Origin of the sequence: Clostridium drakei, assembly GCF_000633595.2 — a bacterium.
GTDB lineage: Bacteria > Bacillota > Clostridia > Clostridiales > Clostridiaceae > Clostridium_AM > Clostridium_AM drakei.
Genome location: NZ_JIBU02000023.1, coordinates 286,061 through 303,965 on the forward strand (window position 1 = coordinate 286,061; position 17,905 = coordinate 303,965).

Sequence of the window (17,905 nt, forward strand, 5' to 3'; positions counted from 1 at the left end):
ATACCTCCTTATTTTGTTATTCTTTGCAAACTAATGTACCAATTTCTTCACCTAATATAGCTTTTCTTATATTCTCTGGGTTATCTAACCCAAACACTAATATAGGAATGTCATTATCCATACACAACGATGTTGCTGTAGAATCCATGACTTGTAATCCTTTTTCTAATACTTCTATGTAACTTAATTTATTGAATTTTATAGCATCTGAATATTGATGAGGGTCTTTGTCATAAACACCATCTACTTTTTTAGCTAGAAGTATAACATCTGCTTCTATTTCAGCCGCTCTCAACGCCGCCGCAGTATCTGTTGAAAAATATGGATTTCCTGTGCCAGCACCAAAAATTACTACTCTACTCTTCTCTAAATGTCTCATAGCTCTTCTTCTTATAAAAGGTTCTGCTACTTCTCTCATTTCTATTGCTGTTTGAACTCTTGTATTAACTCCAATATTTTCAAGAGAATCTTGAAGTGCCAAAGCATTTATACATGTAGCAAGCATGCCCATATAATCAGCAGTGGTTCTATCCATACCTTCTCCACTTCTTCCTCTCCAAATGTTTCCTGCACCTACAACAGCACCAACTTCTACTCCCATATTTACTAAGGCTTTTATCTCTTCAGCTATTTTATTAGTAACATCGAAGTCTATACCATAACCCTTGTCTGCTGCTAAAGCTTCTCCTGAAAGTTTCAACATTACTCTCTTATATTTAGGCTTACACATATATTATACCTCCAAATTGTAAAAAATTACATACTATTTGATATTAAGTTTTACTTTCTACGAATTTTCTAAAACTCATTACAATCACACTTTAAAAAAAGAGAACACGCAGTGTTCTCTTTTCAGTTGCTATTTACCCTGTATCTGCTTCTGAACTTCTTCAGCAAAATTTTCTTCTTTCTTTTCTATACCTTCGCCTTTTTCAAATCTTACAAAAGAAGCTATTGTTATTGGAGCACCAACTTCTTTTGATTTTGCTTGAAGATATTTTTGAATAGTAAGTTCTGAATCCTTTACCCAAACCTGTTCTACTAAACAATTTTCTTTATAGTATTTTTGAATTCTTCCCATAACCATTTTTTCAACGATTTTTTCTGGTTTTCCTTCATTTAATGCTTGAACTCTGTAGATTTCTTTTTCTTTTTCTAAAGATTCATTATCAACTGAATCTTTATTTAAGAATAATGGATTTGTTGCAGCAACTTGCATAGCAACATCTTTAGCAATTTCTTTTAAAACTTCGTTGTCTTTTTCACATTCAAGTTTTACAAGAACTCCAATTCTTCCACCACCGTGGATGTAGCTTTCAATTGCTCCATTTTCAACAGAAAGTTTTTGAAATCTTCTTACTGCCATATTTTCTCCAAGTTTTGCTATTAAGTCTGTTACAGCACCTTGAACTGTCTTTTCTCCATTTGCTATGTATTTTTCTTCTAAGAAGCTTTCTATTGTATCAGCATTTGTATTAGCTGCTTGTTTTGCAACATTATCAGCAAACTCTACAAAAGCATCATTAACTGAAACGAAATCTGTTTCACAGTTAACTTCTACTATTGAAGCAACTTTTCCATCTTCTGAAATAAAAGTTTTTACTAAACCTTCGGCAGCTATTCTTCCAGATTTTTTAGCAGCTGCTGCTAAACCTTTTTCTCTTAATATTTCAACAGCTTTTTCTGTATCTCCATTAGATTCATTTAAAGCTTTTTTGCAGTCCATCATGCCTGCTCCAGTTCTTTCTCTTAACTCTTTAACCATCTGTGCAGTTATCATCGTAAATTCCTCCAAATTCAAATTTGATTTAAAAGGTAAATGAAGAAAACTTCTTTCTTCATCTACCTCCACAAATTACTCAGCTAGTTGTTCTCCCTGTCTTCCTTCTATAATAGCATCTGCCATTTTAGCTGTTATTAATTTTACAGCTCTAATTGCATCATCATTTCCTGGTATTACGTAGTCAACTTCATCTGGATCACAGTTTGTATCAACTATAGCTACTACTGGAATTCCAAGAATTTTAGCTTCTAATATAGCATTTTTTTCTTTTCTTGGATCAACAATAAATAATGCTCCTACATTTCCAGAATTCATTTCTTTTATTCCGCCTAAGTTTTTCTCTAATTTTTCTTTTTCATTCTTAAGCTTTATAACTTCTTTCTTAGGAAGAACTTCGAAAGTTCCATCTTCCTCCATTTTTTCTAATTCTTCTAACTTCCCAATTCTAGTTTTGATTGTTGTAAAGTTAGTCATCATTCCACCAAGCCATCTATTATTAACAAAGTGCATTCCTGATCTCTTTGCTTCTTCTCTAATAGCTTCTTGAGCTTGTTTTTTAGTTCCAACAAATAGAACATCTTTTCCTTCTTCTGAAACGCTTCTTATAAAATTATAAGCTTCTTCAACCTTTTTAACTGTTTTTTGTAAGTCTATAATGTATATTCCGTTTCTTTCTGTGAATATATATGGAGCCATTTTAGGGTTCCATCTTCTTGTTTGATGTCCAAAGTGAACACCTGCTTCTAATAATTGTTTCATTGAAATAACTGACATAAATTTTTACCTCCTAGTTTTTACCTCCACTACCGTCATATTCATAGAACACCTTAAAGCAAGGCACTATTCCATGAATTGGATAATGTGCGTATTTTCTTACCTTAGTAGTATATCACAAGCGTTGATTCTATTCAACAATAAATTTTAATTTATATACTATTTAAAATCTATTACTTCTGTTAAGATTATTTTCAAATTTATGAATTTTTATACCAATACAAAAATATGTAAAATTTAAAATAATTCATTTATTAAACCCACATGATTTATTCATGTGGGTTTTTAAAACATTTCATTCACTATTTTATTTTCTTTAATTCATCTAACAACTTTTCATTAAGTATTCTTATGTGTGTTCCCTTCATACCTAGTGATCTTGATTCAATAACTCCAGCACTTTCAAATTTTCTTAGTGCATTTACTATTACAGATCTAGTAATACCAACTTTATCTGCTATCTTAGAAGCAACAAGTAATCCTTCACTGCCATCTAATTCATTAAATATATGTTCTACAGCTTCTAATTCTGAATAAGAAAGTGTACCTATTGCAAGTTGTACTACTGCCTTTTTTCTTGCTTCTTCTTCTATTTCATCATGTTTAGCTCTTAGTATCTCAAGTCCTATGATGGTAGCACTATACTCAGATAATATTAAATCTTCATCTGTAAAGTCTTCATCAAATCTTGCAAGCATCAATGTACCTAATCTCTCTCTATTTCCATTTATAGGTACTATAGTTGTTAGCTTATTTTTTATGGCACAAGGTTCACTATCATCATAAACACAAATACCATTGTTAGTTAAATTTGAAAGTGTTTCATGAATATTAAGTAGTTTATTATTGTATCCTTCTGGAAATCTCATTTCATTTAAAACTTTCTCTTTAACTGTTTCGCATTCAAAACCTGCTGAAAAGTTATATCCAAGCACTTTTCCTTTTCTGCTTATTATATAAACATTACAAACTAATACTTCACTTAATAAATTACATATATCATCAAAAACAACTGGTTCTGTTCCTGATTTTTGTAATATTTTATTTAACATTCTTGTTTTATTTAACAATGATGTCATTTGTATTCCTCCTTTTTTATTTTTATACTAGTCCTAACCATTATTACTTATACATCTATCTGTGTTTAATTTAATTATATGAATTTTTTTTTTCAATTATTAAAGACTTAAACAAATATGAGTTATTGTATTAATAATTTAGACTTTTTAAAATATTTAGAATTATTGTCCATTCTCTAACCATGATAACATAATAATTATTACTTTTCAACATCAATTTTATAAATTTCGACATTTTAGCTAATAACCTTTATTTATTTTCACTGATGCTTTGATTCTCTACTATATCTTCTATATTCTTGCATTCATTGTTGGAACACTGCAAATAATCACCTTTACTCTTACTATGTTTTTTTACCATATAGCTTCCACAAATAGAGCATTTTTGGGAAACAGGTTCAAGCCAACTTACAAAATCACAATCTGGATAATTACTACACCCATAGAATTTTCTTCCTTTTTTGCTTCTCTTGATTAAAATATTTCCACCACATTTAGGACACTTTACATCTAGTTCCTCCACTATTGCTTTAGTGTTTTTACACTCAGGATAACCAGGACATGCAAGAAAATCTCCAAATCTACCATGTTTTATAACCATAAATCTTCCACACTTTTCACATTTTATATCTGTAACTTTATCTTCTATTGTAACTTTAGCTACTTCTTTTTCAGCTATATCTATAGCATCCTTTAGTGGAGTAAAAAACTCATTTACTACTGTATTCCAATTTTGTTTTCCTTCTTCAACACAATCTAACTTTTCTTCCATCTCTGCTGTAAATTCTTCATCTACTATCTGTTTAAAATACTCACTAACTATATTGTTTACTATATAGCCAAGTTCTGTTGGTTTTAAAGTCTTTTTCTCACGTTCCACATACTTTCTATCTAATAATGTAGATATAATTGGAGCATAAGTACTAGGCCTTCCTATTCCTTTTTCTTCTAACGTTTTTACAACAGTAGCTTCTGAATACCTAGCTGGTGGCTGAGTGAAGTGTTGTTTACCTTCTATATTCTTTTTTTGAAGCAATTCACCCTCTTCTAGTAGCGGTAAATTTATATCTTCTTTTTCTTCTTCTGTTGCATATTCATACACTTTCATAAATCCATCGAATTTAACTAAAGAACCACTTGCCTTAAGTAAATATCCACCATTTTCTATGCTTACAGATGTAACATCCATTATACAAGAAGACATTTGACTTGCCACAAATCTATTCCATATTAATGTATACAATTTATACTGCTCATCTTTTAGGTTTTCTCTAGCAATTTGTGGAGTTATTTCCACATTAGTTGGTCTTATTGCTTCATGTGCATCCTGGGCATTTTTCTTTCCCTTAAACGTTCTGTATTGTTTTGGTGCATAATCTTCACCAAAACTTTTACTAACAAAATTTTTACAAGCTTCCTGTGCTTCATCAGCTATTCTAACTGAATCCGTTCTCATATATGTTATAAGACCAACTGCCCCATAACCTTTTATATCAATACCTTCATACAATTGCTGTGCTATTGACATAGTTCTTTTAGTTGCAAAATTCAACTTTTTATAAGCATCCTGTTGCAAAGTACTAGTTGTAAATGGCGCTAATGGATTCTTATTTTTTGATGTTTTCTTAATACCTTTTACTATAAATTCTCCACCATTAAGTTCTTCTATTACTTTATCTACTTCTTCTTTTGTTCCTATTTCTATTTTTTTCTTGTTAAAAGTATTTAGCTTAACTTTAAAAGATTTTTTAGTTTTATTTTTAGCTAATTCACATTCTACAGTCCAGTATTCTTTTGCTACAAAGTTCTCTATTTCCTTTTCTCTATCACATACCATTTTTAAGGTAACAGATTGAACTCTTCCTGCACTTAATCCCCATTTTACTTTTCTCCATAAAATTGGGCTTATCTTATATCCAACTAATCTGTCTAAAACTCTTCTTGCCTGTTGTGCATTAACTAAATCCACATTTATTTTCCTTGGTTCTTTAATAGCACTTTTTATAGCATTTTTTGTTATTTCATGAAATTCTATTCTACACTTGTCATCTTCATCTAATTTAAGCACATGTGATAAATGCCATGAAATAGCCTCTCCTTCTCTATCAGGGTCGGTTGCAAGGTATATTTTGTCACTTTTTTTGGCTTCCTTTTTTAATTTATCTAATAACTCCCCTTTACCTCTTATAGTTATATATTTAGGATTATAGTTATTATCTATATCAACTCCCAATTGACTTTTGGGAAGATCTCTTACATGCCCCATAGATGCTTCTACTATATAGTTTTTACCTAAATATTTTCCTATAGTCTTAGCTTTTGCTGGTGATTCTACTATAACTAATTTTTGTCCCATTTTGTGCTCCGATGAATTATTTTACACCAGAGTTTTCACACCCCCTCGTTTTGAACTACACACTTATATTACTTATTTTCTTTACATTTACTAAATACTATTCCCTATCTAAATAAATATACCTGATTTTGTTACATTAATGTTTTCACAGCGCTTTGTTTATCCTAGCATAATAATTTCCCGAAATACATATTACTTCATCTCTAAGCTGCAATTCAAATAATACCTCATATAATTGTTTTATGTCAATATTAGTTCTTTCAAATATATCGTCTATATGAGCAGGAGTATCAGTTATGCTATCATAAATTTTTTTTTCTATAATTGTCATTTGTTTTAATTTTTTAGAATTTTGACATACATATTTCATATTTAATATTTGAAACAAATCTTCAAAACCAGTAAATACATATGCTCCATCTCTAATCAACTTATTAGTTCCTTTACTTTGATCTGAGAATATAGTTCCCGGAACCGCTACAACATCTTTTCCTTGATCTAAAGCTAACTCTGCAGTTATAAGTGATCCACTTTTTTCTCCGGCTTCAACTACAATTATTAAATCACTAAGACCACTTATTATTCTATTCCTTATTGGAAAATTTCTTGACAATGGCTTTGTTCCTGGTAAAAATTCCGATAATACACAACCATTTTCTGAAATTTTATCGTATATTTTTTCATTTTCTTTAGGATATACCACATCTATTCCAGATCCCAGAACTGCACAAGTGTATCCTTTCTGCTTTAAACAGGCTTTATGTGCAAAGCTATCTATACCTCTAGCCATACCACTTATTATATTCATTCCATTTATTGAAAGTTCTTTACTTATAATTTCTGCAACATTTTCTCCATAGACACTACAATTTCTAGAACCTACAATTCCAATTGATAATTTTTCACTTATACCATTTATGTTTCCTTTATAAAACATTATTGCAGGTGCATCCACAATATTTTTTAAATTTTTAGGATATACTTTTTCATTAAAAACTACAGTTTCAATTCCTTTAGTTGAAAGATATGTATATAAAGATTCTAATTGAACTTTATCCCATGCCTTTTTTAAATAGAATCTAATCTTTTCATTAATAGTTACACTATCTTTTACATAGAAGGCATAATTCCACAATTGCTCAGTACTCATCATATTTTTTAATAGTAGTAACTTTATTCTATTTGATAATTCTATAGAACTAAACCATAAATCATAAATATTCATTTTTATCCCCTTTCAAAAACATACAATTAATATGTAAAATTGTTGTCATAATTCTTCTTTTTTATTCACAAAAAATATCCAAATATATTTTTATTCATATTTCTTTATTTATATGTTATATTATTATTTGTTTAAAACAATTATTGATGAAAGTTTTATATTTAAGAAAGGAGATCTTTACTTTGGAAAAATTAACTGTATTAGGTACAGGTTCTGCTATGGTTACAAAATGTTATAATACATGCTTTACTCTTTCAAATGACAAGGAACATTTTCTAATAGATGCTGGTGGTGGCAATACTATTTTATCCAATTTGGAAAGTACTAATATATCTATTAGTAATATTCATCATGTTTTTATATCTCATAGCCATAATGACCACATAACAGGTATTATTTGGATTGTAAGAGCTGTAGCTCAAAAAATTTTAAATGAAAGTTATGAAAATAATTTATATATATATGCTCATAAAGAAGTAATAAAAGTAATACGAACCATTTGCAATTTACTTCTTCAAAAAAAATTTACAAACTTTATGGATAATAGAATCCTTTTTAAAGAAATAGAAAATAATAGTTTCTTAAAAATACTTAATTGGAATGTAAACTTTTTTGACATCGAAAGCAACAAGCATTTACAATTTGGCTTCAATTTAAATTTAAAAAATGGAAAAACTTTAACCTTTCTAGGTGATGAACCCTATAAAAATTCGCTGTTCAAATATGCTTATAAGGTTGATTATTTATTGCATGAAGCTTTTTGTTTATATTCTGAAAGGCATATATTCAAACCTTATGAAAAATTTCATTCAACAGTAAAAGATGCTTGTGAAAATGCCTCTAAATTAAATGTTAAAAACGTAATTTTATATCATTCTGAAGATACAAATCTTAAAGTTAAAAAAGAACTTTATACAGAAGAAGGCAAAAAATTTTTTAGTGGAAATATATTAGTACCTAATGATCTAGAAATAATAAATCTTTAAGGAGGTTTAACTGTGGACAATTTGTTATTTGGTATATCTGGTATACCTATTGGAGATGGAAATAAAAAATTTAATTATGAATCAGGCATAATTTATTTAAAATCTATAGGATTAGATGCAATGGAACTACCTTTTGTGCGCTCTGTAAATGTCACAGAGAAAAATAAAGATAAAATATTGAAAGCAAAAATAGATAATAATTTTTATCTTTCTGCTCACGGTTCCTATTATATAAATTTAAATGCTGATGAAAAAGAAAAGCAAGAACAATCTATGGAAAGAATAGTTAAAGGCGCTGAAGGTCTATTAAAGGTTGAAGGTAAAAGTCTAATCTTTCATCCAGGTTTCTATTTAAAGGATTCAAAAGAAGAAACCTTTACTACCATAAAAAATAATTTAATGAAGTTACCTTATTTAGGTGTAGATTATAGGTTAGAAACCACTGGTAAAGGTACACAATTTGGTGATTTGAAAGAATTAGTTTCTCTATGTAAAGAAATAACTCACTGCAAATTGTGTATAGATTTTTCACATATTCATGCTAGATTTAATGGAATTTTAAAAGACTATGAAGGTTTTGAATCCATTCTTAAATATATTGAAGATGAATTAGGAAAAAATGCTTTAGAAGATATCCATATACATTTATCAGGTATAAATTACACTATAAAAGGCGAAAGGAATCATCTTCCACTTCAAAAAAGTGACTTTAATTATGTTGCTTGCTTAAAAGCTTTAAAAAAATTTAAAGTAAAAGGCTGCATCATATGTGAAAGCCCTATTTTAGAAAAAGATGCTCTTCTGCTTAAAGAAACATATAATAGTTTGTAGAATGAACATAATGCGAATCAAAGCTTCGCATTATGTTCATTCTATAACTTAAATAATTTTCTTATTTAAAAATTTTCTATACTGAAGTGCTTCTATAATGTGAATTTCTTTAATAGATTCACTTTCATCTAAATCAGCTATAGTTCTAGCTACTTTTAAAATTCTAGTATAAGCTCTTGTGCTTAGGCTATACTTATTGTAAATTTTCTCTATTATTTTACTTGATTTATTATCTAATTTGCAATACTTTCTTATTAACTTACTATCCATTTGGGAATTGCAAAATATATTCTCATTTTTAAATCTATTTTGCTGGATTTTCCTGCATCTTTGTATTCTATTTCTTATTATTTCAGATGATTCACCTTTAGATTTATTTTTTAATTCTTCATAGGATAATGACTTTACAAAAGTAAATATATCTATTCTGTCAAGCATAGGTCCAGATAATTTATTCATATACTTTTTTCTTTCATATTCACTGCAAACACACTGCTTATCTGAACCATAGAATCCACAAGGACATGGATTCATAGAAAATATAGTCATACAATTACATGGATATGATACCGTTCCAGAAGCTCTACATATTTTTACTGTTCTATCTTCAAGAGGCTGCCTTAAAACTTCTAAAACATATTTTTTAAATTCCAAAACTTCATCTAGAAACAAAACACCATTATGTGCAAGTGATACTTCTCCTGGCATAAGCTTTCTTCCTCCACCAACTAATGCAACACATGTAGTTGTGTGATGAGGGTTTCTAAATGGTCTTTCCCTTACCAGCCCTTTAGCATCTTTCAAGTTTCCAGAAACACTATAAATTTTAGTTACCTCTAAAGCCTCTTCATAATTTAATGGAGGCAGTATACTCGGTATCCTCTGCGCAATCATAGTTTTTCCAGAACCAGGCGGACCTATCATCAGTAAATTGTGATTTCCAGCTGCAGCAACTTCTACAGCTCTTTTACAGCTTTCTTGACCCAGTATATCTTCAAAATTTAGTAAACATTTCCTATTATGTTCTATACTTTTATATTTATATGGTAACAAGTCCCTGTACATAATATATCCTATAACTTCTTTTAAATTACTAAATGGATATACCTTACTTTTTTTAACTACTGAACACTCCTCTGCATTTTCCATTGGCAGGATAAAACTATATATATTATTTTTTAAACCTTCAATGGCAATAGGTAATATTCCTCTAACTTTTTTCAATTCCCCTGAAAGGGATAGTTCACCCATTATAAGAAAACTCTCAGAATCTTCGAAATTTATCTGTTCTGCAGCTGCTAAAATACCTATAGCTATAGGCAAATCAAATAGAGCTCCTTCTTTTTTTATATCTGCAGGAGCTAAATTAACAGTTATTCTACTTACAGGAAAATCAAAACCTGAATTTACTATTGCAGCTCTTACTCTATCCTTAGATTCCTTAACAGAAGTATCAGCAAGTCCAACTATATTAAAACACGGCATTCCTCTTGCAATATCTACCTCTACAGATACTACTACACCTTCTATACCAGTAAATGTAGCAGAATTTATTTTAATTGTCATTGGATATCACCTCAACTTAATTATTAACATCGATATCCATTTATATTCATTTTTTCAATGTATATTCTTTGTTGTAAATATTATATTTACAATACTAATTAATATTGTTAAAATTAATATATGTTAATTTGTTAAGTATTTTTCTAATTTATATAGAGTTTATTTACATATCTTAATAAATTAATTTATTGCATAAGCAAATATAATTATTACAACATTTAAAAATTTAAACTCTTTTCATTAATATTTGCACTTTTAGATGGATTTTTATTAATTTATTGGTTAAAATGAACAATATAATATATTTTCGAAAGGAGCAAATTTATGCATTCTTTTAACAAGGAAATAGGTTTCCTGGGCGAAGATATTGCTAACAATTATCTAAGACAAATTGGTTACACCATATTAGACAGAAATTTTAGATGTAAAATAGGTGAAATAGATATAATTGGACGTGATGGCAATTATATTTGCTTCATAGAAGTAAAAACTAGATATGGTTCATTATATGGTAATCCTTGTGAAGCTGTAACTTATTCTAAGCAGCACAAAATATATAAAACTGCAGAAATTTATATAATGAAAAAGAAACTTTTTAAATTTAATTTTAGATTTGATGTTATAGAAATTATATTAAATAATTCCAATAACATACCATCTATAAGACTTATTAAAGATGCCTTTGAAATGTAAAAAAAGCATATGATAAAATTCATATGCTTAATACAATTTTTAATGTGTATGTTTTTTATAGACGTGAAGAATATTTTTTGCTTCAAATATTAGGTTATACAATTATGTGGCAAAATATTTTTTAGGAAACTTTTTCTATGTATTTTACAAATTCCATATTTCTTTATGGCTTCAATATGTTCTTCCGTACCATAACCTGAATTTCTTTCAAAGCCATATTGCGGGTATATCTTAGAATATTCCTGCATTAAGTTATCTCTATAAACTTTTGCTATTATAGATGCACATGCTATACTAGCACTTTTAGCATCTCCTTTTATTACAAATTCATTTTCTATACTCAAATTTTTTACAGCATAACCATCTGAAAGCACTAAATCTGGCTGAATTTTTAATCCACAAGCCGCTCTTCTAAGCACTTCATTATTGCACCATGCTATTCCTCTTTCATCTATTTCTGCATTATTTATAACTGAAATATTATAGCTTATAGCTTTAGCTTTTATAAGTTTTGATAATCTTTCTCTAGTGTCATGTGAAAGCTTTTTAGAATCTTTAATTCCAAGCAGCAAATCGCTTAAATCCTTGGACCTTAAATTTAGAACTACTGAACCAGCTGCTATGGGACCTGCCAAAGGTCCTCTTCCAACTTCATCTACTCCAGCTATATATACATAATTTCCAAAATTCTTATCAAAGCTGTACATAGATTTAACCCTAATCAATTCATTTTCCTGTTTAACTGAATATTTACTTAAACTTTCTGATAGAAGCTTTACATTTTTCCTGCCATCTTTATTTAAACATTCTAGTACCTTGCTTAATGTATCTTTTTCAATATGAAAATAATTTTTCTTCAAATAGTTCGTATAAAGTTTAATATCTTTCATTTTCAAACTACTGATTTCCATAAATACTTTTTGTTCTATATCATAAATTTCATTATGATTATCTTGTATGCTTTCACCCATAATTGAACATCTCCACCTTCTATAAACTGTCTTTCATTTTATGGTGTTTCAAGAGAAATATGCCCTATTTTTCCACCTCTAAATTCATCTAAAAGCATTACTGCCACTCTATTATAATCTATTTCACCTCTGGCTATTACAGCTCCTCTTTTTCTTCCTATGTTATCCATATTGTCCAATGGTGTTTCACTTAATTCTTTAAGCTTATATCTTTCCATTAACTTCTGTGGATATTTATCTTGAAGCCTTTCTACAAGCTTTAATGCTAATTCTTCAATATCCATTACTTCATCTTTTATTGCTCCTGTAAATGCAAGATTCAGTTGAGTTTCCTCACTTTCAAGCTTAGGCCATAAAATTCCTGGAGTATCCATAAGCTCAATACCTATTTTAGTCTTTATCCACTGCCTGCTTCTAGTAACACCAGGCCTATCTCCAGTTTTAGCTATACTGCTTTTAGCAACTTTATTTATAAAAGATGATTTTCCTACATTAGGTATTCCTACTACCATAACTCTATCAGTTATATTCACAATACCCTTTGCTTTCTTTCTCTCATGTTTCTCTTGTAAAAGTTCATTTACTACTGCTTTAATACTTTTTAATCCTTCACCTGTAATACAATTTACAGTTAAAACTCTTATATTATCTTTAGAAAGTGCTCTTATCCATTCCTTAGTTACTTTTTCTTCACTTAAATCACTTTTATTTAGCAATATTATTCTAGGCTTATTACCACATAGATCATCTATATCTGGATTTTTACTAGACCTTACTATTCTTGCATCTCTGATCTCTATTATAGCATCTACTAATTTTAAGTTTTCTTTTATCTCTCTTCTAGTTTTGGCCATATGACCTGGAAACCAATTTATAGCCATATTTTATCTTATCCTTTCTTATGCCTAAATTCATCTATTTTGATTTGTACAAGCTCCCGAATTTACTGAATGGATAAATTCGTAATGCAGCTCTTCCTACCACCATATTATATTTTACAAACCCTACATCTGAATATCTACTATCCCTACTATTGTTTCTATTATCACCTAATACAAATACTGTGCCATCTGGAACTGTTACTTCACTAAAATCGCGCATATTTTGTTCAAGTATATAATTTTCATCTTGAGGTTTATCATTTATATATACCTTATTATTCTCTATCTTTACTCTATCTCCAGCTATACCTATTACTCTTTTTATAAACTTTTCCTTTGGATCTGCTGGATATTTTATTACAACTATATCACCAGGCTTTGGTTTACTAAAGTAATATGTTACTTTTTCCACTATTAGCCTATCTTTGTTAGCTAAAGTTGGATCCATAGAATGACCATCAACGCTTACAGTCTCAAACACGAATGTTATTATTAGAAACGCCGCTATTATAGCTATAATTACTGACTTACCAAGTTCTATTAACTCTTTTACCAAAATTTTCACACCACCCTAATATGCAAAAAAAGGGACTTATTAAGCCCCATTTTCAACATAATATTTCTTATACCAGATAACTAACTTATGTAATATTTACAAATTTACTTATCTTATTTCTTTTACTTTTGCAGCTTTACCAACTCTATCTCTTAAGTAGAATAATTTAGCTCTTCTTACTTTACCTCTTCTTACTACTTCTATTTTTTCAATGATAGGAGCATTAACAGGGAATGTTCTTTCAACTCCAACATTGTAAGCTACTCTTCTTACTGTAAAAGTTTCTCTTAATCCACCATTTTGTCTTTTTAAAACTGTTCCTTCAAAAACTTGAATTCTTTCTCTGTTACCTTCTTTGATTCTTACGTGAACCTTTACTGTATCACCTACATTAAATGCTGGTAAGTCAGTTTTTATTTGTTCTGCTTCTATTTGCTTTATTATATCTAACATTGTGCATTACCTCCTAAATTTTATTCGACGTTCATGCCCAGCTATATGAGCAGACAGCGGAGCGCCTGTAGTAGCACAAAATTCATTTTATCATATATATACAATTTTTTCAATATAAAATTCTATTTTTTCTAAAGCTCCTTTAAAAGTTTTTTATCTTCATCAGATAAATTTAGCTTTTGAAATAAATCTATTCTTCTATCTCTGGTTATTTTTAAAGATTGTAATCTTCTCCACCTTCTTATATTTTCATGATGTCCTGAAATCAAAACTTCAGGTACTCTTTCTCCTTGAAAATACTCCGGCCTAGTATATTGCGGATATTCTAATACACCATTATAAAAAGATTCATCTATATAACTTTCACTAGTTTTTAAAACTCCATCAATCATTCTACATATACTATCAATTACAGGTATACAGGCCATTTCTCCACCTGTGAGCACAAAATCTCCCAAAGATATTTCCATATCTATATATTTATATGCTCTCTCATCTATACCTTCATAATGACCACAAAGAAAAATTAATTCCTTTTCCTTAGAAAGTTTTTTTGCAGTCTCCTGATTAAATTTATTTCCTCTTGGACCTAAAAATATTACTTTTCCTTTATTACTTTCTTTTACTTTCTTGATGGAATCTACTATAGGTTGTGCAGCCATGACCATTCCTGCTCCACCACCATATGGATAATCATCAACTTTTTTATGCTTATCTAATGTATAATCTCTTATGTCAACCGTATTTATATTTACAATACCCTTTTCTTTAGCTTTTCCTATTATACTGTGATTAAATATGTCAAACATTTCAGGAAAAAGTGTCAAAACATCTATTTTTACTGCCATGTTTCCACCGGCTTTATTACAATTTTTTTATTTTCTATATCCATATCAATGATAATATCCTTTAAAGCTGGAATTAAAAGTTCCTTTCCTTCCTTTATCCAATATACATCATTACTGCCAGTCTTAATCACATCTGCTATCTTACCATATTCAACACCATTTTCACCTACTACACTGCATCCAATTATATCTGCAATAAAATAACTGCCTTCTGGTAATTTAACCGCATCTTCTCTAGATACATCTAAATATTTTTCTTTATATTTCATAGCCTCTTCTACAGAATCAATACCCTCAATTTTCAATATAACCTTATCAGTTTGGAGTTTACACCAAACTACACTTTTTTCTACGCCTTCTACATAAACCTTTTGAAGTTTTCTAAACCTTCTTAAATCATCTGTTAAAGGATATACTTTTAATTCTCCTTTAATACCATGAGTATTTATTATTTGTCCTACAGTTACAAACTGCTTCATATGAATAAATCCTCCTAATTCCTCAAATTAATTAATGAAAATTCACGTTAATTATATATAATAAAAGAGTTAGGCTTACCTAACTCTTAAATTATTTCAACAACAACTCTTTTGTTTTCTTTTATAGCTGCTGCCTTCACAACAGTTCTTATAGCTTTAGCTATTCTACCCTGTTTTCCTATTACTTTTCCCATATCATCTGGTGCAACTTTTAGTTCAAGAATAATAGATTGTTCACCTGCAATTTCATTAACTTGAACCTCGTCTGGGTTATCAACTAATGATTTAGCTATAATTTGAACTAATTCTTTCATAATATTACACCCCCAGTAACACTATTTTGCAAGTTTTTCATTTAATCCAGTTTTTGCAAAAAGTCTTTTAACTACTTCTGTTGGTTGAGCACCATTTTTTACCCATTGAATAGTTTTTTCTTCATTAAACTTTATAGTAGCTGGTTCAGTTAATGGGTTATAATAACCTAATTCTTCTATAAATCTACCATCTCTTGGAGATCTTGAATCTGCTACAACTATTCTATAAAATGGAGATTTTTTAGCGCCCATTCTTTTTAGTCTCATTTTTACTGCCATTAGTATCACCTCCTTTAAAAAGTATCTACAATCTATTTAAAACCATTAAAAGGTAATTTACCAAGCATTCCTTTTTTGCCGAAAGATTTTTGCATTCCTTTCATTTGCTTCATCATCTTCTTCATATTTTCAAAATCCTTGAGAATCTTGTTAACCTGCTGAACTGTAGTTCCTGAACCTTGTGAAATTCTCTTTTTTCTTGATGGAGATCCACTCACTAATGAAGGATTTCTTCTTTCCTTTATGGTCATAGAACTTATGATAGCTTCTATCTTTACCATTTCTTTTTCACTACCACTTAAATCTACACCTTGTAATTCTTTAGTATTCAATCCTGGAACCATTTCTAATAATTTATTCATTGGCCCCATTTTCTTTATTTGTTTCATAGATGATAAGAAATCTTCTAAGTTAAATTCCTGACTCATCATACGACTTCCTATTTTTTTTGCTTCTTCTTCATCTATGGACTGTTTAGCTTTTTCTATAAGAGAAAGTACATCACCCATTCCAAGTATTCTTGAAGCCATTCTATCTGGATGGAAAACTTCAAAATCACTCATTTTTTCTCCTAAACCTACAAATTTTATAGGTTTATCTGTCATCGCTTTTATAGAAAGAGCTGCTCCACCTCTCGTATCACCATCTAGTTTTGTAAGTATTACACCACTTATATCTAGCTGATCATTAAAGCTATTAGCCACATTAACTGCATCCTGACCTGTCATTGCATCTACTACTAATAATATCTCATCTGGCTTTACATTTTCTTTTACATCTTTGAGCTCATTCATAAGCTCTTCATCTATATGAAGTCTACCTGCAGTATCTATTATAACTACATTCAATCCATTATTTTTTGCATACTCTATAGCACCTTTTGATATATCTACAGGACTAACCTTATCCCCCATAGCAAATACCGGCACATCTATTTGTTTTCCAACTACCTGAAGCTGCTTTATAGCTGCAGGTCTGTATATATCGCAGGCTGCAAGAAGTGGTTTTTTATTTTTCTTTCTAAATTGAAGTGCAAGTTTACCAGCCATAGTAGTTTTTCCTGCACCTTGCAATCCTACTAACATTATCATTGTTAATCCACTAGAGGAAAATTGCACTCCACTTTCAGTGCTACCCATTAAGTTTGAGAGCTCATCATTAACTATTTTAACAACCTGTTGTGCTGGAGTTAGACTTTTTAAAACTTCTTCTCCAAGACACTTTTCACTAACTTTTTTAATAAAATCTTTTACAACTTTATAATTAACATCTGCTTCTAAAAGTGCAAGTTTTACTTCTCGCATAGCATCTTTAATATCTTTTTCAGAAAGTTTACCTTTACCTCTAAGTTTTTTTAGGGTTTCCTGAAGCTTAGAAGCCAATCCTTCAAAAGCCATGAGCTATTCCTCCTAAATATTATCTATTATATATTCTTTCATTTTCTTTAATGCTTTTAAATTAACTTTATCTTGTGTTGATAAATCATTTATATCATTTAAAAGACATTCCTTAAACTGTTTCATTCTAAATTTTATATCCATTAAACCTAATTTTTCTTCATACTGCACTAAAAGTTTATGGCATCTTCTTATAATATCATGAACTGCCTGTCTGCTAGTATTGGTAAGCTCTGATATTTCTGCTAAAGATAAATCGTCATTATAATAAAGATCCATAACATCTTTTTGTTTTTCAGTCAAAAGTTCACCATACAAATCTAATAATATAGAAAGTTTAACTCTTTCTTCCATGAGATATACTGCAACTTAAAATTGCAAATTCACTCCCTTGATTTATTATTAATTCAACGATATTCATATTATCAAAAATT

General features: G+C 29.4%; 20 protein-coding genes. 3 read left to right on the top strand and 17 right to left on the bottom strand.

The annotated features are described in order from the left end of the window. Window positions 1-16 precede the first annotated feature (16 nt). The 6 genes from pyrH to dprA form a co-directional block, all read right to left on the bottom strand. A complete protein-coding gene (gene pyrH, locus EG57_RS0213155) occupies window positions 17-730 on the bottom strand; it encodes a UMP kinase (protein WP_032077652.1) in 714 nt (237 codons plus the stop codon). Between the two features lie 129 nt (window positions 731-859). Continuing rightward, on the bottom strand, window positions 860-1,780 hold the full coding sequence (tsf, locus tag EG57_RS0213160) for a translation elongation factor Ts (RefSeq protein ID WP_032077653.1): 921 nt from the start codon (window positions 1,778-1,780) through the stop codon (window positions 860-862). A 75-nt stretch (window positions 1,781-1,855) separates the two neighbouring features. After that, window positions 1,856-2,557 carry a 30S ribosomal protein S2 gene (gene rpsB, locus EG57_RS0213165; protein ID WP_032077654.1) on the bottom strand — a complete coding sequence of 234 codons (702 nt, stop codon included), beginning with the start codon at window positions 2,555-2,557 and terminating at the stop codon, window positions 1,856-1,858. Between the two features lie 302 nt (window positions 2,558-2,859). Further along, window positions 2,860-3,636, bottom strand: a complete 777-nt coding sequence (codY, locus tag EG57_RS0213170) for a GTP-sensing pleiotropic transcriptional regulator CodY (protein WP_032077655.1) — start codon at window positions 3,634-3,636, stop codon at window positions 2,860-2,862. 250 nt (window positions 3,637-3,886) lie between these two features. Continuing rightward, window positions 3,887-5,992 (bottom strand): type I DNA topoisomerase, encoded by a 2,106-nt coding sequence (gene topA, locus EG57_RS0213175; RefSeq protein ID WP_032077656.1) that lies wholly within the window; start codon window positions 5,990-5,992, stop codon window positions 3,887-3,889. A gap of 145 nt (window positions 5,993-6,137) precedes the next feature. Beyond that, complete coding sequence (gene dprA, locus EG57_RS0213180) at window positions 6,138-7,217, bottom strand: DNA-processing protein DprA (protein ID WP_032077657.1); 1,080 nt, start codon at window positions 7,215-7,217, stop codon at window positions 6,138-6,140. 182 nt (window positions 7,218-7,399) lie between these two features. Here dprA and EG57_RS0213185 point away from each other — a divergent pair, with 182 nt between their 5' ends. Together EG57_RS0213185 and EG57_RS0213190 are read left to right on the top strand one after the other, a co-directional pair. Next, window positions 7,400-8,203 (top strand): MBL fold metallo-hydrolase, encoded by an 804-nt coding sequence (locus EG57_RS0213185; protein ID WP_032077658.1) that lies wholly within the window; start codon window positions 7,400-7,402, stop codon window positions 8,201-8,203. Window positions 8,204-8,215: 12 nt separating this feature from the next. Then, window positions 8,216-9,034 (top strand): TIM barrel protein, encoded by an 819-nt coding sequence (locus EG57_RS0213190; RefSeq protein WP_032077659.1) that lies wholly within the window; start codon window positions 8,216-8,218, stop codon window positions 9,032-9,034. 48 nt (window positions 9,035-9,082) lie between these two features. On the opposite strand, the gene EG57_RS0213195 is transcribed toward EG57_RS0213190, so the two are convergent. Next, window positions 9,083-10,600 carry a YifB family Mg chelatase-like AAA ATPase gene (locus tag EG57_RS0213195; RefSeq protein ID WP_032077660.1) on the bottom strand — a complete coding sequence of 506 codons (1,518 nt, stop codon included), beginning with the start codon at window positions 10,598-10,600 and terminating at the stop codon, window positions 9,083-9,085. Window positions 10,601-10,924: 324 nt separating this feature from the next. On the opposite strand from EG57_RS0213195, the gene EG57_RS0213200 reads away from it, so the two are divergent. Further along, entirely contained in the window at window positions 10,925-11,293 is a 369-nt protein-coding gene (locus EG57_RS0213200) for a YraN family protein (RefSeq protein WP_032077661.1), read from the top strand. 89 nt (window positions 11,294-11,382) lie between these two features. On the opposite strand, the gene EG57_RS0213205 is transcribed toward EG57_RS0213200, so the two are convergent. The 10 genes from EG57_RS0213205 to EG57_RS0213250 all read right to left on the bottom strand — a co-directional run bounded on the left by EG57_RS0213205 (window position 11,383) and on the right by EG57_RS0213250 (window position 17,825). Beyond that, window positions 11,383-12,204: a ribonuclease HII gene (locus EG57_RS0213205; protein WP_200880562.1), complete on the bottom strand. Its 822-nt coding sequence runs from the start codon at window positions 12,202-12,204 to the stop codon at window positions 11,383-11,385. Window positions 12,205-12,302: 98 nt separating this feature from the next. Next, complete coding sequence (gene ylqF, locus EG57_RS0213210) at window positions 12,303-13,145, bottom strand: ribosome biogenesis GTPase YlqF (RefSeq protein WP_032077663.1); 843 nt, start codon at window positions 13,143-13,145, stop codon at window positions 12,303-12,305. 34 nt (window positions 13,146-13,179) lie between these two features. Next, complete coding sequence (lepB, locus tag EG57_RS0213215; RefSeq protein ID WP_032077664.1) at window positions 13,180-13,701, bottom strand: signal peptidase I; 522 nt, start codon at window positions 13,699-13,701, stop codon at window positions 13,180-13,182. Between the two features lie 108 nt (window positions 13,702-13,809). After that, the gene (gene rplS / locus EG57_RS0213220; protein WP_029161484.1) at window positions 13,810-14,154 is read right to left on the bottom strand and encodes a 50S ribosomal protein L19; all 345 of its coding nucleotides are present in this window, start codon (window positions 14,152-14,154) and stop codon (window positions 13,810-13,812) included. 131 nt (window positions 14,155-14,285) lie between these two features. Next, window positions 14,286-15,002: a tRNA (guanosine(37)-N1)-methyltransferase TrmD gene (gene trmD / locus EG57_RS0213225; RefSeq protein WP_032077665.1), complete on the bottom strand. Its 717-nt coding sequence runs from the start codon at window positions 15,000-15,002 to the stop codon at window positions 14,286-14,288. After that, on the bottom strand, window positions 14,993-15,481 hold the full coding sequence (gene rimM, locus EG57_RS0213230) for a ribosome maturation factor RimM (RefSeq protein ID WP_032077666.1): 489 nt from the start codon (window positions 15,479-15,481) through the stop codon (window positions 14,993-14,995). Before rimM ends, trmD begins: the two co-directional genes overlap by 10 nt. An 86-nt stretch (window positions 15,482-15,567) precedes the next feature. Continuing rightward, complete coding sequence (locus EG57_RS0213235; RefSeq protein WP_029161481.1) at window positions 15,568-15,795, bottom strand: KH domain-containing protein; 228 nt, start codon at window positions 15,793-15,795, stop codon at window positions 15,568-15,570. 21 nt (window positions 15,796-15,816) lie between these two features. Next, the gene (gene rpsP, locus EG57_RS0213240) at window positions 15,817-16,074 is read right to left on the bottom strand and encodes a 30S ribosomal protein S16 (protein ID WP_007060101.1); all 258 of its coding nucleotides are present in this window, start codon (window positions 16,072-16,074) and stop codon (window positions 15,817-15,819) included. A 32-nt stretch (window positions 16,075-16,106) separates the two neighbouring features. After that, on the bottom strand, window positions 16,107-17,471 hold the full coding sequence (gene ffh / locus EG57_RS0213245; RefSeq protein WP_032077667.1) for a signal recognition particle protein: 1,365 nt from the start codon (window positions 17,469-17,471) through the stop codon (window positions 16,107-16,109). Between the two features lie 12 nt (window positions 17,472-17,483). Continuing rightward, the gene (locus EG57_RS0213250) at window positions 17,484-17,825 is read right to left on the bottom strand and encodes a putative DNA-binding protein (RefSeq protein WP_032077668.1); all 342 of its coding nucleotides are present in this window, start codon (window positions 17,823-17,825) and stop codon (window positions 17,484-17,486) included. Window positions 17,826-17,905 lie beyond the last annotated feature (80 nt).

Bases quoted from the DNA above. Each gene is read 5' to 3' on its own strand.
- rimM (WP_032077666.1), bottom strand. From the start codon at position 15,481: ATGAAGCAGTTTGTAACTGTAGGACAAATAATAAATACTCATGGTATT.
- dprA (WP_032077657.1), bottom strand. From the start codon at position 7,217: ATGAATATTTATGATTTATGGTTTAGTTCTATAGAATTATCAAATAGA.
- pyrH (WP_032077652.1), bottom strand. From the start codon at position 730: ATGTGTAAGCCTAAATATAAGAGAGTAATGTTGAAACTTTCAGGAGAA.
- EG57_RS0213205 (WP_200880562.1), bottom strand. From the start codon at position 12,204: ATGGAAATCAGTAGTTTGAAAATGAAAGATATTAAACTTTATACGAAC.
- codY (WP_032077655.1), bottom strand. From the start codon at position 3,636: ATGACATCATTGTTAAATAAAACAAGAATGTTAAATAAAATATTACAA.
- ffh (WP_032077667.1), bottom strand. From the start codon at position 17,471: ATGGCTTTTGAAGGATTGGCTTCTAAGCTTCAGGAAACCCTAAAAAAA.
- topA (WP_032077656.1), bottom strand. From the start codon at position 5,992: ATGGGACAAAAATTAGTTATAGTAGAATCACCAGCAAAAGCTAAGACT.
- EG57_RS0213195 (WP_032077660.1), bottom strand. From the start codon at position 10,600: ATGACAATTAAAATAAATTCTGCTACATTTACTGGTATAGAAGGTGTA.
- rpsB (WP_032077654.1), bottom strand. From the start codon at position 2,557: ATGTCAGTTATTTCAATGAAACAATTATTAGAAGCAGGTGTTCACTTT.
- EG57_RS0213250 (WP_032077668.1), bottom strand. From the start codon at position 17,825: ATGGAAGAAAGAGTTAAACTTTCTATATTATTAGATTTGTATGGTGAA.
- EG57_RS0213200 (WP_032077661.1), top strand. From the start codon at position 10,925: ATGCATTCTTTTAACAAGGAAATAGGTTTCCTGGGCGAAGATATTGCT.
- trmD (WP_032077665.1), bottom strand. From the start codon at position 15,002: ATGGCAGTAAAAATAGATGTTTTGACACTTTTTCCTGAAATGTTTGAC.
- ylqF (WP_032077663.1), bottom strand. From the start codon at position 13,145: ATGGCTATAAATTGGTTTCCAGGTCATATGGCCAAAACTAGAAGAGAG.
- rpsP (WP_007060101.1), bottom strand. From the start codon at position 16,074: ATGGCAGTAAAAATGAGACTAAAAAGAATGGGCGCTAAAAAATCTCCA.
- EG57_RS0213235 (WP_029161481.1), bottom strand. From the start codon at position 15,795: ATGAAAGAATTAGTTCAAATTATAGCTAAATCATTAGTTGATAACCCA.
- rplS (WP_029161484.1), bottom strand. From the start codon at position 14,154: ATGTTAGATATAATAAAGCAAATAGAAGCAGAACAAATAAAAACTGAC.
- tsf (WP_032077653.1), bottom strand. From the start codon at position 1,780: ATGATAACTGCACAGATGGTTAAAGAGTTAAGAGAAAGAACTGGAGCA.